The sequence below is a fragment of the Pseudomonas sp. LJDD11 genome (assembly GCF_024584215.1).
Classification (GTDB): Bacteria; Pseudomonadota; Gammaproteobacteria; order Pseudomonadales; family Pseudomonadaceae; genus Aquipseudomonas.
This window is the reverse complement of record NZ_JANJFL010000011.1, coordinates 20,104-34,389: the sequence shown is the minus strand read 5'-3', so window position 1 is coordinate 34,389 and position 14,286 is coordinate 20,104. Positions and strand designations below refer to the sequence as shown.

Here is a 14,286-nt window from a genome sequence, read left to right as displayed (position 1 = left end):
AAAAAACCTCAGGAGCACCACTCATGTCGCAGACGTTCTACCGTAAAGGCTTTCTGGCAATCGCAGTGGCAACTGCATTGGGCGTGTCGTCTTTTGCCCAGGCTGACGTGAAGATCGGCGTTGCGGGGCCCATGACAGGGGCTAATGCATCGTTTGGTGAGCAGTACATGAAGGGCGCCCAGGCGGCCGCCGATGCGATCAACAAAGCAGGCGGCATCAATGGCGAGAAGATTGTCCTGGTGGCCGGAGATGACGCCTGCGAACCCAAGCAGGCCGTGGCCGTGGCCAACCGCCTGGTCGATCAGGACAAGGTCGTGGGGGTGGTCGGGCACTTTTGCTCGTCTTCTACCATTCCGGCCTCTGAGGTCTACAGCGATGCTGGCGTAATCGCCATCACCCCTGGCTCCACCAACCCGACGGTGACCGAGCGTGGCCTGAAAGAAATGTTCCGTATGTGTGGCCGTGACGACCAGCAGGGTATCGTCGCCGGCGACTATATTGTCGACGTGCTCAAGGCCAAGAAGGTCGCGGTTATCCATGACAAAGACACCTATGGTCAGGGCCTTGCCGATGCGACCCGTGCGCAGTTGGCCAAGCGCGGTGTAAAAGACGTGTTGTACGAAGGTCTTACCCGTGGCGAAAAAGACTTCAGTGCGCTGGTCACCAAGATCCGCTCCACTGGCGCTGAAGTGGTCTATTTCGGTGGGCTGCACCCCGAAGCCGGCCCGCTGGTCCGCCAGTTGCGTGAGCAGGGCCTGAAGGACGTCAAGTTCATGTCCGATGACGGTATCGTTACTGACGAGCTGGTCACCACTGCGGGCGGTGCGAAAAACGTCGATGGCGTGTACATGACTTTCGGCGCCGACCCGCGTCTGCTGCCTGACAGCAAGGCAGTGGTCGACGAGTTCCGCAAGTCCGGGTACGAGCCTGAAGGCTACACCCTGTATGCCTATGCGTCAGTGCAGGCACTGGCTGCCGGCTTCAACGGTGCCAAGGCCAACAAGGGCGACAAGGCCGCCGAGTGGCTCAAGGCCAATCCGGTGCAGACGGTGATGGGCAAGAAGGAGTGGGACACCAAGGGTGACCTGAAAACCTCCGACTATGTCGTTTACCAGTGGGACGCCAACGGTAAATACAAGCAACTGGACCAGCAGAAGTAATCCAGGCCCGCCACACCCTCGCACCCTGCGGGGGTGACCTGGATTGTTCCCTTTGCACCTGTTCGCTGCGCCTTTAGAGGCGCGGCGGGCAGGACCCTGAGCGGCTTTCAAGTGTGTGAGCGTGCGTGATGGACGGTATTTTCCTGCAACAAATGGTCAACGGCCTGACCCTCGGGTCGGTCTACGGCCTGATCGCCATCGGTTATACGATGGTCTACGGCATTATCGGCATGATCAACTTCGCCCACGGCGATGTGTACATGATCTCTGCCTACCTGACCGCCATCGGTCTGGCGGTGCTGGCCTTTTTTGGGCTTGAGTCCTTTCCCTTACTGATTCTCGGCACCCTGGTGTTTACCATTGTGGTCACCGGGGTCTACGGCTTTGTGATCGAGCGGGTGGCCTACAAGCCACTGCGTAACTCGACCCGTCTGGCACCGCTGATCAGTGCCATCGGTATTTCGCTGATTCTGCAGAACTACGCTCAGATCAGCCAGGGTGCCCGTCAGCAAGGCGTACCGACCCTGCTCGAAGGCGCCTGGCGTTTCGAGATCGGCAGCGGCTTCGTGCAGATCACCTACACCAAGATCTTTATCCTGATCGCCGCCTTTGCCGGCATGGCGATCCTGACTTACATCATCCAGTGCACCAAGCTGGGCCGGATGTGCCGCGCCACCCAGCAGGACCGCAAGATGGCCTCGATTCTGGGCATCAACACTGATCGGGTGATTTCCTATGTGTTCATCATCGGTGCGGCCATGGCGGCGCTGGCCGGTGTGCTGATCACCATGAACTACGGCACCTTCGACTTCTACGCCGGCTTCGTGATCGGCATCAAGGCATTCACTGCTGCCGTGCTGGGCGGCATCGGCTCACTGCCGGGGGCGATGCTCGGCGGGCTGATTCTTGGCGTGGCTGAGGCGCAGTTCTCCGGGATGATCAACTCTGACTACAAAGACGTGTTCAGCTTCAGCCTGCTGGTGCTGATCCTGATCTTCCGTCCGCAGGGCCTGCTGGGCCGCCCACTCGTGGCTAAGGTGTAAGCATGTCAGCTCCTACTAAACCAATCGATTACAAGAAAAGCCTGATCGACGCGGTGCTGGCCGGCCTGCTCGCGCTGATCGTGTTCGGTCCTATCGTCGGCGTGGTCCTGGATGGCTACAGCTTCAATCTTGAGCCTGCCAAGGTGGCGATGTTTGTCGCCGTGGTAATGGTCGGGCGCCTGCTGCTCAGCCTGTTCCTGCAAACGGCGCGTGGCCAGCGGCTGGCCCAGGGCATGGAGTCCGGTGGCGCAGGGGTGCATGTGCTCAAGCCTGATCACAAGTCGAGCCTGTACTGGATTATCCCGGCCCTGATCGTCATTGCCGTGATCTTTCCGGTATTTGCCAACAAGTACCTGCTGACCGTGGTCATTCTTGGCCTGATCTACGTGTTGCTCGGCCTGGGGCTGAACATCGTGGTCGGTCTGGCTGGCCTGCTCGATCTGGGGTACGTGGCGTTTTACGCCATCGGCGCCTACGGTCTGGCGCTGGGTTACCAGTATCTGGGCCTGGGGTTCTGGTCGGCCTTGCCCTTGGCGGCCATTGCTGCGGCACTGGCGGGCTGTATCCTGGGCTTTCCGGTGTTGCGCATGCACGGTGATTATCTGGCCATCGTGACCCTGGGTTTTGGCGAAATCATTCGCCTGGTGCTCAACAACTGGCTGTCGTTCACCGGTGGTCCCAATGGTGTGCCGGTGCCGTCGCCGACCTTCTTCGGTCTGGAGTTCGGGCGCAGGGCGAGAGAGGGCGGGGTGCCGATCCACGAGTACTTTGGCTTCGAATACAACCCTGACCTGAAATTCCTGTTCATCTATGCGGTGCTGTTCATCGTGGTGCTGGCGGTGCTGTTCATCAAGCATCGCCTGACCCGTATGCCTATCGGGCGTGCCTGGGAAGCGCTGCGTGAGGACGAGATCGCCTGTCGTGCCATGGGCCTGAACCATGTGCTGGTCAAACTCTCGGCATTCACCATCGGTGCCTCCACTGCCGGTCTTGCCGGGGTGTTTTTCGCCAGCTATCAAGGCTTCGTCAACCCGACCTCGTTCACCTTTTTCGAGTCGGCACTGATCCTCGCCATCGTGGTACTGGGTGGCATGGGCTCGACGGTCGGCGTGGTGATCGCGGCGTTCGTTCTGACGGTTGCCCCTGAACTGCTGCGTAGCTTCGCTGAATATCGGGTGCTGCTGTTCGGCATCCTGATGGTATTGATGATGATCTGGCGGCCACGCGGCCTGATCCGTATCAGCCGCACCGGCGTCAAGCCTCGCAAGGGTGTTCTGGTGCAGGGAGGAGCGGCGCAATGAGCCAGGAAATCGTACTTTCGGTCGAGCACCTGATGATGCACTTTGGCGGTATCAAGGCGTTGAGTGACGTCAGCCTGCAAGTGCGGCGCAATTCGATCTTCGCCCTGATCGGCCCCAACGGCGCCGGCAAGACCACCGTGTTCAACTGCCTGACCGGCTTTTACAAGGCCACTGGCGGGCGCATCGAGCTGCACACCCGTGGCAAAACCACCAACGTCATCAAGCTGCTGGGCGAGTCTTTCCAGCCGACCGACTTTATCTCGCCACCGAGCTTTTTCCGCCGGCTGTACTACAAGATGTTCGGCGGTACTCACCTGGTGAACCGCGCAGGGCTGGCAAGGACGTTCCAGAACATTCGCCTGTTCAAGGAAATGTCCGTGGTGGAGAACCTGTTGGTGGCCCAGCACATGTGGGTCAACCGCAACTTGCTCAGCGGTATCCTCAACACCCGTGGCTATCGCAAGGCCGAAGAGGACGCTTTGAATACCGCGTTCTACTGGCTCGAAGTGGTGGATCTGGTGGACTGTGCCAACCGCCTGGCCGGTGAGTTGTCCTACGGCCAGCAACGGCGTCTGGAAATCGCCCGGGCCATGTGTACCCGGCCCCAGGTGATTTGCCTCGACGAGCCGGCTGCCGGCCTCAACCCGCAGGAAACCGAAGCCCTGAGCGGCATGATCCGCAAGCTGCGCGATGAACACGACATGACGATCGTGCTGATCGAGCACGATATGGGGATGGTCATGAGCATTTCCGATGACATCGTGGTGCTCGACCACGGCAACGTGATTGCGGCGGGCAAGCCACAAGACATTCGTAACGACCCCAAAGTGATTGCTGCCTATCTGGGCGCTGAGGAAGAGGAACTGGTATGAGTCAACCGATCCTCGAATTGAAAGAGATCGACGTGTTCTACGGGCCGATCCAGGCGCTCAAGAAGGTGTCGCTGCACATCGATGAAGGCGAGACGGTTAGCCTGATCGGTGCCAACGGGGCCGGCAAGTCGACCCTGCTGATGTCGATTTTCGGCCAGCCGCGGGCGGCCAGCGGGCAGATTCTCTACCAGGGCACCGACATCACCCAGAAGTCCTCGCACTACATCGCTTCCAACGGTATTGCCCAGTCACCGGAGGGCCGCCGGGTGTTCCCCGACATGTCGGTGGAAGAGAATCTGCTGATGGGCACCATTCCGATTGGTGACAAGCACTGCGGCGAAGACATGCAGCGTATGTTCGAGTTGTTTCCCCGGCTCAAGGAGCGACGCAACCAGCGGGCGATGACCATGTCGGGTGGCGAGCAGCAGATGCTGGCCATTGCCCGGGCGCTGATGAGCCGGCCCAAACTGCTGCTGCTTGATGAGCCGAGCCTTGGCCTGGCACCGATCATCGTCAAACAGATCTTTTCGATCCTGCGCGAGCTGGCCTCTACCGGCATGACCATCTTTCTGGTCGAGCAGAACGCCAACCACGCCCTGAAACTGTCTGACCGCGCCTACGTGATGGTCAACGGCGAGATTCGCCTGTCCGGCACTGGCCAGGAGCTGCTCTGCAACGAGGAGGTGCGCAACGCTTATCTGGGCGGGCATTGATCGCGTCAAGTTTTCAACAGCAGTTATCCACGCCCCGGCCGGTTATCGTCCGGGGCGTCATTTTTTCCAATTGTGGAAAACCTTTTTGGCGCAGCGCTGGAGCGCGACATAAAGCCGCTGTAACGGCCTGTTTTGTCACGCTTTTGACTTGTTCAGGATTACTGTGGAACTGACTGTTGATAACTTGGTGGCATTTATCTGTAGGCCTTTATATACAAGGCTTATAGCGCTATGGTTAAAAAATGATCAGCGGTTTTTTTCAAGCGTATCAGAGCGTTTGTCAATCGTTTGAGCGCTGGTTATTGATACAGTATCAGGTGCTTGTCATCCTGTGGATAACTCTGTGGGAAAGCCTTGGAAAGACTCGGCAATGCCAAGTACCCAAAGGGCTGCGACGTATTTTCGCTAAACATCCATGAACGGCTCGTTACAACCAGGCAGCGCAAGTCAAGCAAAAAACTTTTCCTGAGGCCCTGCAGCCCGCGTCACGCAAGGCTTTGCCGGTTTCAGAATTGCTCACGGAAATTGTGGGCCTGACTGTGGATAAGGTGAGTAAAACCAGCTACAGGCCACGAACTGCATGGCTTACAGGCTGTTGATCGTTTTTTGTACAGTTCCATGTGGTATTGGCTGTTTTATCCACCGGGCTTGATCCTCGGCCGATCGCACGGGCATTCTGCCGGTCTTGTGTGCGCGGCTGTTTGCAGTTGACGCACTTATCAACAGGCTGCGCGGTTCAGCGCCATGTCAGGAGAATGAAATGACTTCCACCGTATTCATTACCGGAGCGACGTCCGGGTTTGGCGAAGCCTGTGCCCGCCGCTTTGCCGAGGCCGGCTGGTCGCTGGTACTTACCGGTCGGCGCAAGGAGCGTCTGGATGCGCTGCAGGCCGAGTTGTCGGCCAAGACCCGGGTGCTGACCCTTGAGCTGGACGTGCGTGACCGCAAGGCCATGGAGAAGGCCATCGCCGAACTGCCGGAAGAATTCGCCACGATTCGCGGACTTATCAACAACGCAGGCCTGGCCTTGGGCCTTGAACCGGCACCGAAGTGCGATCTGGACGACTGGGACACCATGATCGACACCAACATCAAGGGCCTGGTCTATACCACGCGCCTGCTGTTGCCCCGCCTGATCGCCCATGGTCGTGGTGCGAGCATTGTCAACCTGGGGTCGGTGGCCGGTAACTACCCGTATCCGGGCGGTAACGTATACGGCGGCTCCAAGGCCTTTGTCGGTCAGTTCTCGCTGAACTTGCGCAACGACCTGGTCGGCACTGGCGTGCGGGTCACCAACCTTGAGCCGGGCCTGTGCGAAAGCGAGTTCTCGCTGGTGCGTTTTGCCGGTGACCAGTCCAAGTACGACGCCACCTATGCCGGCGCCGAGCCGATCCAGCCGCAAGACATTGCCGAGACCATCTTCTGGATCATGAAAACCCCGGCCCACGTCAACATCAATAGCCTGGAGCTGATGCCGGTCAGCCAGACCTGGGCAGGCTTTGCCATCGATCGCAACCGCGGCTAAAACCTGTTCGCTGACCCCGTAGGAGCTGCTTTAGCAGCGAATTTCAGCAGCGAATTGATGCTGAAGCCTTCGCGGCTGAAGCGGACCGCCGCCCGGCCGCTCCTACCGGCTCAGGTGTTGTTATTGAGGTGGTTTTCCAGCCCCAGGTAGCAGGTTGCCAGGTGGTACGGGGTGGTGGAGGGCATGTCGCTGCGGCTGATCTTGCCCTCGCTGTCCAGGCACTCATGCCAGCCCTGTGGATAAATGAACCGGGTCTGCAGCGCCATGGCCTGCGCAGGCAGCAATGACTTTGCGCCGTCGCGTAACGCCAGGGCACGCAGGTACTCGGCCTGGGCCCAGATACGCTGGGTGCCGTCCACGACACGGCCATCGGGTTTGAGCATTGCACTGACCGCGCCGCTGCGGGCATCCACACCTTGCGCCTGAGCCAAGGCGAACGCTGTGTGCAGCGCCTTGTACAACGGGCTGCCATGCAACTGCGGGGTTGATTGCAGAAGAAAGAACCACTCGAACTGGTGCCCCGGCTCATACCAGTTATCCACAGCGCCGAGCGGCTTCTCCAGCAGCACCCCGCTCGCCGGATCAATGAAGTGCTCATGCATGTGATCCACCAGCCCTTCCAGTGCCTCGACGGTGTCGGGGTCGGCGCGCACTTGTAACGTCGCCAGAAAGGCTTCGGCCAGGTGCATCAGCGGGTTTTGCAACGCGCCGCTGCCCAGATCGGACCAGTCTTCGCCAAGGCTCGCTTCATAAAGCCCCTGGCCATCGGCAAAATGCTCGCGTACCACGCTCAAGGCGGCATCCAGTGCCGACTCGGCCAATGGCTCTCGGGTTTTGGCCCAGTAGTGCGCGCAGGCAAAAATGATGAACGCGTGGGTATACAGATCCTTGCGCCGATCCAGCGGGGCGCCTTGCGGGTCGATGCTGTAGAACCAGCCGCCATGCTCGGCATCGTGAAAGTGCCGCTGCAACGAGCGGAACAACGCATGGGCACGCTGCTCGGCTTGCGGCACTTGCGAGTTGCCGATCAGGCTTGCGAACACAAACAACTGGCGGGCGCAGGCCATGGCCCGGTAGCGCTGCGCAGGCAGTGGCTGGTGCGCGGGGTCGACGGCCTCAAAGGGCAGTGCCAATGCCGGGTTCCAGCCTGGGCCCAGCCATATGGGCACGACAATCTGGAGAAAATGCGTTTGCAAGGCGGCAAACACCTGACTCAGTTCAGGCTGTGGAGCGGTGCTGGAGGCGTGGGGCATGAGCGGGCATCACGGCAGGATCGGATGCGCGCATGTTAACAGGCGTACTGCTAACCGTGCAGGCCGCGCCAATGGCGCGCGCCCATAAATATGAAACGCAGTTGTTCGGTGATCTTGGCCTGCGGGGTCAGGTGGGCCGCCAGCGGGGCAGCTGGCGGGTCGATCAGCTCTGGCAACATGGCGAACACACTCTTGACCACCAGATCGGCAATGATGCCCAGCGAGTTGCTGTTCAAATGCTGCCACTTGGGCATTTTCCCCAGGTCTGTGGCCAGGTCGGCGACGATACCTTCGCGCAATGCCGCCAGCGCCTGACGAACCTGCAATGAGCCGCCGTACTGTTCGCGTGCCAGGAACAGAAACTGCTGCCGGTTGGCCGCCACACCGTCGAGAAAAATCCGTACCGAGGCTTCGATCAGGCCGCCCATCACCATTTCGTTATGGCGGACCAGGCGGATGGTTTCCCGAAAGGTATGGCCGACTTCCGCGACCAACGCCAGACCCAACTGGTCCATGTCGTCGAAATGCCGATAGAAACCGGTCGGCACGATCCCGGCAGTACGCGCCACCTCCCGCAGGCTCAGACTGCCGAAGCCGCAGCCGCTTTCCATCAACTGATGTGCGGCGTCGAGCAGGGCGCGGCGGGTCTGTTGTTTCTGTTCGGCGCGGGGTGACATGGGTGGGGCGTTCCGGGGATAAACTGCGCTGCACTCTAACACGAGAGCGACCGATAGCAGGTTGATGAGTGATCGAGTCAAACCATGCTGGCTTTTACCAGTCAAAGTGGTATGTCGTGTGTAGCGCGCCTGATTGGCGCGCGGGTTCTGGAGAGTCGCAATGACACGCAGCCGCAAGATTTTCGCCTGGACAGGCGTCACCCTGGTCGCCCTGCTGGCCATTCTGATCGTTGTGATCGCCACCTTTGACTGGAACCGCCTCAAACCTTTTATCAACGACAAAGTCAGCGCAGCCTTGCATCGTCCGTTTGCCATCAACGGGGATCTGAGCGTGCGCTGGCAGCGCGAAGGCGATGAAAACGGCTGGCGTGGCTGGGTGCCCTGGCCGCAGTTTGTCGCGCAGGACCTGACCCTGGGCAACCCTGACTGGTCGCGTCAGGCGCAGATGGTCACGCTCAAACAAGTGACGTTCAGCCTCTCGCCGTTGCCGTTATTGAGCCAGCGGGTGGTGATTCCCCGCATCGAACTGAATCAACCCGACGCAAAGCTCGAACGGCTGGCCGACGGCCGCGCCAACTGGGTGTTCGACCTGCCCAAGTCCGATCCAGACGCAGAGCCTTCGGCGTGGGAGCTCGACATTGGCTCGATCCGCTTCGACAAAGGCCTGGTAAGCATTGATGACCAGACCCTTAAAACCCGGATGGAACTGGTCATCACCCCATTGGGTAAACCGATTCCGTTCAGTGACATTGTCGGCGGCAAAGAAGCACAGAAGGTGGCCGAGAAGGGCGCCAGGCCCCAGGACTATGCCTTTGCCATCGCCACCAAGGGTCAATACCGTGGCCTGCCGGTTGGCGGCAATGGCAAGGTTGGCGGGTTGCTGGCCCTCAAGGATGCCAGCCAGCCATTTCCGGTGCAGGCCGATGTAAAAATTGCCGATACCCATATCGTGGTCGCCGGCACCCTGACCGATCCGCAGAACTTCGGCGCCCTGGACCTGCGCCTGAAACTCTCCGGCGCGAGCCTGAGCAACCTGTACCCGCTGACCGGCGTGACCCTGCCCGATTCAGGGGCATACGCCACCGACGGTCGATTGATTGCCCGGCTCAAGGACCCGCAAGGTGCGAACTTCCGTTATGAAGACTTCAACGGCAAGATCGGTAACAGTGACATCCACGGTGACCTGGGCTTTGTCGCCAGCCAGCCACGGCCGAAACTGACCGGTAAGCTGGTGTCCAACCAGTTGCTGTTCACCGATCTGGCGCCGCTGATCGGTGCCGATTCCAATACCGAGCAGAAAAAGCGCGGCGGCGAGAGCAAGCAGCCGTCGGGTAAAGTGTTGCCGGTCGAGACATTTGCCACCGACCGCTGGCGCGCCATGGATGCCGATGTGGAGTTCACCGGCAAGCGCATCGTCCAGGCGCCGGAACTACCGCTGAGCGATCTGTACACCCATGTGCTGCTCGATGATGGTCAGTTGAGCCTGCAACCGCTGCGCTTTGGCGTGGCCGGCGGCAAGCTTGATGCCGATATTCGCCTTAACGGTCGCGTCCAGCCGCTGCAGGGGCGCGCCAAACTGTCGGCCCGGGGCTTTAAGCTCAAGCAGTTGTTCCCCACGTTCGAACCGATGAAAACCAGCTTCGGTGAGCTCAATGGTGACGCTGATATCAGCGGCCAGGGCAACTCGGTCGCGACCTTGTTGGGGACCGCCAATGGCCAACTGCGCATGTTGATCAACGATGGCGCGATCAGTCGCGGGCTGATGGAAATCGCCGGGCTCAATGTTGGCAATTATCTGGTTGGAGAGTTGTTCGGTGACAAGGAGGTGAAGATCAATTGCGCGGTCAGCGACTTCGGGATCAAGGACGGCCTGGCCAGCAGCCGATTGTTTGTGTTCGATACCGAGAACGCGATCATTTACATCAATGGCACCGCCAATCTCAAGAGCGAGCAACTGGACCTGAAGATCAATCCTGAGTCGAAAGGCTTGCGGGTGTTTTCCCTGCGCTCACCGTTGTACGTCAACGGCACCTTTGCCAAACCCAATGCCGGTGTACAGACCGGCCCGTTGTTGCTGCGCGGCGCCGGCATGCTGGCGCTGGGTGTCGCCGCCGGCCCTGCCGCGAGCCTGCTGGCGCTGGTTGCCACCGGCGACAGCACCCCGGACCAATGCACCCCGATGCTGGAACAGATCAGGGCCGGCAAGTTACCCAAGGCGACCCGATAATCAGGGGTAAGCCCAATACTGTTCGATTAAGCCTCAAAAATCTCTATGGGAGATCGCCCGCCGCCTCGGCGCCGCGCTGTCGCGCAGCCAACACGCAACCCCGTAGGAGCAGCTTTAGCTGCGAAAGGCTTCGCAGCTAAAGCTGCTCCTACGGGAGGGCCTTGTAAATCAGCGATTTGTAATTTGTTTGATGAGAGGGGGCTCTGCCCGCGACAGGGCCAGTAAGACCAGCACATTTGCTGTGGATGTACCGCACCCTTCGTCGGCGAGGCCAACTCCCACCGGACCGTGTTGGCCTTAACTGATCAGCATTGATCCCACGGCACCAACACATCACGGCTGCGGTCCCTATCCTGAGCCTTTCAGGAATGCGCCGTAGTTCATGAGCAGATCTGCCGATATCGCCCGGTCCTGGTTTCAGCGGCTGGGCTGGACGCCCTTCCCTTTTCAGAAGCAGGTCTGGGCCGCCGTGAAACGCGGCGAGTCCGGGCTGCTGCATGCCAGCACCGGCTCCGGCAAGACCTACGCGGTGTGGCTGGCGGCGCTCAATCGTTTTGTCGGCAAGACCAAAACACCGCCCAAGGGCAAGGACAAAAGCGCACCACTCACCGTGGTGTGGATCACCCCGATGCGCGCGCTGGCCGCCGATACCCAGCGCGCGCTCAGCGCGCCGCTGGCCGCGATGGAGATTGGCTGGTCGGTGGGCCTGCGCACCGGCGACACCACGAGCGGTGAACGAGCCAGGCAAAGCCGACGCCTGCCCTCGGCACTGGTCACCACCCCGGAAAGCCTGACCCTGCTGCTGGCCCGCGCCGACGCCGAGGTCGCCATGGGCCATCTACAGATGGTGGTGGTCGATGAATGGCACGAGCTGATCGGCAATAAACGCGGCGTCCAACTGCAACTGGCCCTGGCCCGCCTACGGCGCTGGAATCCGCACCTGGTGGTGTGGGGCATTTCCGCAACCCTGGGCAATCAGGAGCATGCGCGGCAGGTGCTGCTCGGCGATACCGGTGTCAGCGTGCAGGGCAAGGTCGTCAAGGATCTGCAGGTCGACACCCTGTTGCCGCCCACTATCGAGCGTTTTCCGTGGTCCGGGCACATGGGTTTGTCGATGCTCAAGCAAGTGGTGGCCGAGGTGGATGCCAGCAGCAGTTGCCTGCTGTTCACCAATACCCGCTCGCAATCGGAGCTGTGGTATCAGGCACTGTTGCAGGCGCGCCCGGACTGGGCCGGCTTGATCGCCCTGCACCACGGCTCGCTGGCCCGGGAGGTGCGTGACTGGGTCGAGCGCGCCCTCAAGGACGGTCAGCTCAAGGCCGTGGTCTGTACCTCCAGCCTCGACCTGGGGGTGGATTTTCTGCCGGTCGAGCGGGTGCTGCAAATCGGCTCGGCCAAGGGCATTGCCCGCCTGATGCAGCGTGCCGGACGCTCCGGCCACGCGCCGGGCCGCCGCTCGCGAGTGACGTTAGTACCGACCCATAGCCTGGAACTGGTCGAAGCCGCGGCTGCTCAGGTCGCTGTGGCCGCACGCATGATCGAACCCCGACACAGCCCGCACCAGCCGCTGGATGTGCTGGTGCAGCATCTGGTCAGCATGGCGCTGGGCGGCGGCTTCCTGCCTGACGAGCTGTATCAGGAAGTGCGCGGCGCCTGGGCTTACCGGAATCTGGACCAAACCCACTGGCAGTGGGCGCTGGCCTTTGTGCGCAGCGGCGGCCATTCGCTCACCGCTTACCCGGATTACCGCCGGGTCGAACCGGACGAGCACGGCGTATGGCGGGTGCCGGATGCGCGCCTGGCACGTCGGCACCGGATGAGTATTGGTACCATCGTCAGCGATGCCAGCATCAACGTGAAGTACTGGAAGAAAGGCAGCGGCTCGCTGGGCACAGTGGAGGAAGGCTTTATCGCCCGTCTGCGCCCTGGCGATAATTTTCTGTTCGGTGGCCGCTTGCTGGAGCTGGTACGGGTCGAGGACATGACCGCCTACGTCAAGCGTGCGACCGGCAAGAAGGCCGCCGTACCGCGCTGGAATGGCGGGCGCATGCCGCTGTCCAGTGAACTGGCCGCCGCAGTGGTCGCGCAGTTTGATGCAGCAGCGCATGGCGTATACGACAGCCCGCCGATGCAGGCGGTCAGGCCGCTGCTGGAAGTCCAGCGCCAGTGGTCGGCATTGCCGCAGAGTGACCGGCTATTGGTTGAAACCCTGAAGTCCCGCGAAGGCTGGCACCTGTTCATCTACCCGTTCGCCGGCCGCCATGTGCATCTGGGGCTGGCCAGTTTGCTGGCCTGGCGATTAAGCCAACAAAGGCCGCTGAGCTTCTCGATGGCGGTCAATGATTACGGCCTGGAACTGCTCAGCGCCAGCGAGCTGGACTGGAACGCATTGCTGCATCAGGGCGATTTGTTCAGCGATGCCGACCTGGACCAGCACATCCTCGCCAGCCTCAATGCCAGTGAACTGGCGCAGCGACGCTTCCGGGAAATCGCCCGGATTGGCGGGCTGGTGTTTTCCGGCTACCCCGGCGCACCGAAAAGCACCCGCCAATTGCAGGCCTCCAGCGGCCTGTTTTTCGAGGTGTTCAAGCAGTACGACGCCGATAATCGTCTGCTGCTCCAGGCCCATGACGAAGTGCTGAGCCTGGAGCTGGATTATCAGCGCCTGCAGGACACGTTGCAGAAAATGGCGCGCCTGCCCATGGACCTGCATGCCCTCAAGCGCGCCTCGCCGCTGGCCTTTCCGCTGCTGGTCGAACGCCTGCGCGAGAGCCTGAGCAGCGAGAAACTCGCCGATCGCATTGCGCGCATGGTGCGTGACCTGGAAAAAGCCGCCGGCCCGGAGCCTGACGCATGAGCGCCCACTTGCCTGTACAACTGGCCGGGGAAACCCTGTGGCTGCTGGCCGACAAGGCGCTGTATTACCCAAGCCAGCAGACCCTGCTGATCGCCGACGCGCATTTCGGCAAGGCTGCTGCCTACCGGCGTCTGGGCCAGCCGGTGCCGCATGGCACGACTGACGCCAACCTGCGGCGGATCGACCGCCTGCTGGCCGACTATCCGACTGAACAATTGATTTTTCTCGGTGATTTGCTGCACGCGCCACAATCACACGCGCCGGCCACCCTGGCGGCCTTGGCTGAGTGGCGCCAGCGGCATGGAGCGCTGAATATCTGTCTGATTCGCGGCAACCACGATAACCGGGCCGGCGACCCGCCCGGCTATCTGCGTATCAAAGTGGTGGACGCCCCGCTGCTGCTCGGCCCGTTTGCCTTGCAGCACGAGCCCGATCCGCACCCGACTCATCACGTGCTGGCCGGGCATGTGCATCCGGTGTTTACCTTGCAGGGCCGGGGGCGCCAGCGCTTGCGCCTGCCGTGCTTTGTGCTCGGCGAGCAGGTCAGCCTGCTGCCAGCCTTCGGCGAATTCACGGGCGGGTATGGGGTCCAGGCACAACCGCGCCGACGCCTGTTTGTGGCAGGCGACGGCGGGGTCTGGGCGATGGAACGCTAGAA

Annotated in this window: 11 protein-coding genes; 9 read left to right on the top strand and 2 right to left on the bottom strand. The window is 61.1% G+C overall.

Annotated features, from left to right (window positions below; all coding sequences use genetic code 11):
• The first annotated feature begins 23 nt into the window (after positions 1 to 23).
• The 6 genes from NRB16_RS14400 (at position 24) to NRB16_RS14375 (ending at position 6,614) form a co-directional block, all read left to right on the top strand.
• Positions 24 to 1,160, top strand: a complete 1,137-nt coding sequence (locus NRB16_RS14400) for an ABC transporter substrate-binding protein (protein ID WP_253140330.1) — start codon at positions 24 to 26, stop codon at positions 1,158 to 1,160.
• A 128-nt stretch (positions 1,161 to 1,288) separates the two neighbouring features.
• Positions 1,289 to 2,203, top strand: a complete 915-nt coding sequence (locus tag NRB16_RS14395; protein ID WP_045486877.1) for a branched-chain amino acid ABC transporter permease — start codon at positions 1,289 to 1,291, stop codon at positions 2,201 to 2,203.
• A gap of 2 nt (positions 2,204 to 2,205) precedes the next feature.
• On the top strand, positions 2,206 to 3,504 hold the full coding sequence (livM, locus tag NRB16_RS14390; protein WP_045486879.1) for a high-affinity branched-chain amino acid ABC transporter permease LivM: 1,299 nt from the start codon (positions 2,206 to 2,208) through the stop codon (positions 3,502 to 3,504).
• Positions 3,501 to 4,376 (top strand): ABC transporter ATP-binding protein, encoded by an 876-nt coding sequence (locus NRB16_RS14385; protein WP_045486881.1) that lies wholly within the window; start codon positions 3,501 to 3,503, stop codon positions 4,374 to 4,376. Before livM ends, NRB16_RS14385 begins: the two co-directional genes overlap by 4 nt.
• Positions 4,373 to 5,089: an ABC transporter ATP-binding protein gene (locus NRB16_RS14380; protein ID WP_045486883.1), complete on the top strand. Its 717-nt coding sequence runs from the start codon at positions 4,373 to 4,375 to the stop codon at positions 5,087 to 5,089. The genes NRB16_RS14385 and NRB16_RS14380 overlap by 4 nt, the downstream gene beginning before the upstream one ends.
• Before the next feature lie 760 nt (positions 5,090 to 5,849).
• Positions 5,850 to 6,614, top strand: a complete 765-nt coding sequence (locus tag NRB16_RS14375; protein WP_257106381.1) for an SDR family oxidoreductase — start codon at positions 5,850 to 5,852, stop codon at positions 6,612 to 6,614.
• Between the two features lie 110 nt (positions 6,615 to 6,724).
• Here the strand turns inward: NRB16_RS14375 and NRB16_RS14370 are convergent, their stop codons facing one another.
• Both NRB16_RS14370 and NRB16_RS14365 read right to left on the bottom strand, forming a co-directional pair.
• The gene (locus NRB16_RS14370) at positions 6,725 to 7,867 is read right to left on the bottom strand and encodes an AGE family epimerase/isomerase (protein WP_257106380.1); all 1,143 of its coding nucleotides are present in this window, start codon (positions 7,865 to 7,867) and stop codon (positions 6,725 to 6,727) included.
• 50 nt (positions 7,868 to 7,917) lie between these two features.
• The gene (locus NRB16_RS14365) at positions 7,918 to 8,544 is read right to left on the bottom strand and encodes a TetR family transcriptional regulator (protein ID WP_045486891.1); all 627 of its coding nucleotides are present in this window, start codon (positions 8,542 to 8,544) and stop codon (positions 7,918 to 7,920) included.
• Between the two features lie 160 nt (positions 8,545 to 8,704).
• Here NRB16_RS14365 and NRB16_RS14360 point away from each other — a divergent pair, with 160 nt between their 5' ends.
• The 3 genes from NRB16_RS14360 to pdeM all read left to right on the top strand — a co-directional run bounded on the left by NRB16_RS14360 (position 8,705) and on the right by pdeM (position 14,284).
• The gene (locus NRB16_RS14360) at positions 8,705 to 10,771 is read left to right on the top strand and encodes an AsmA family protein (RefSeq protein ID WP_045486894.1); all 2,067 of its coding nucleotides are present in this window, start codon (positions 8,705 to 8,707) and stop codon (positions 10,769 to 10,771) included.
• A 382-nt stretch (positions 10,772 to 11,153) separates the two neighbouring features.
• Complete coding sequence (locus NRB16_RS14355; protein ID WP_257106379.1) at positions 11,154 to 13,628, top strand: ligase-associated DNA damage response DEXH box helicase; 2,475 nt, start codon at positions 11,154 to 11,156, stop codon at positions 13,626 to 13,628.
• The gene (gene pdeM, locus NRB16_RS14350) at positions 13,625 to 14,284 is read left to right on the top strand and encodes a ligase-associated DNA damage response endonuclease PdeM (RefSeq protein WP_257106378.1); all 660 of its coding nucleotides are present in this window, start codon (positions 13,625 to 13,627) and stop codon (positions 14,282 to 14,284) included. The genes NRB16_RS14355 and pdeM overlap by 4 nt, the downstream gene beginning before the upstream one ends.
• The last annotated feature ends 2 nt before the right edge of the window (positions 14,285 to 14,286 follow it).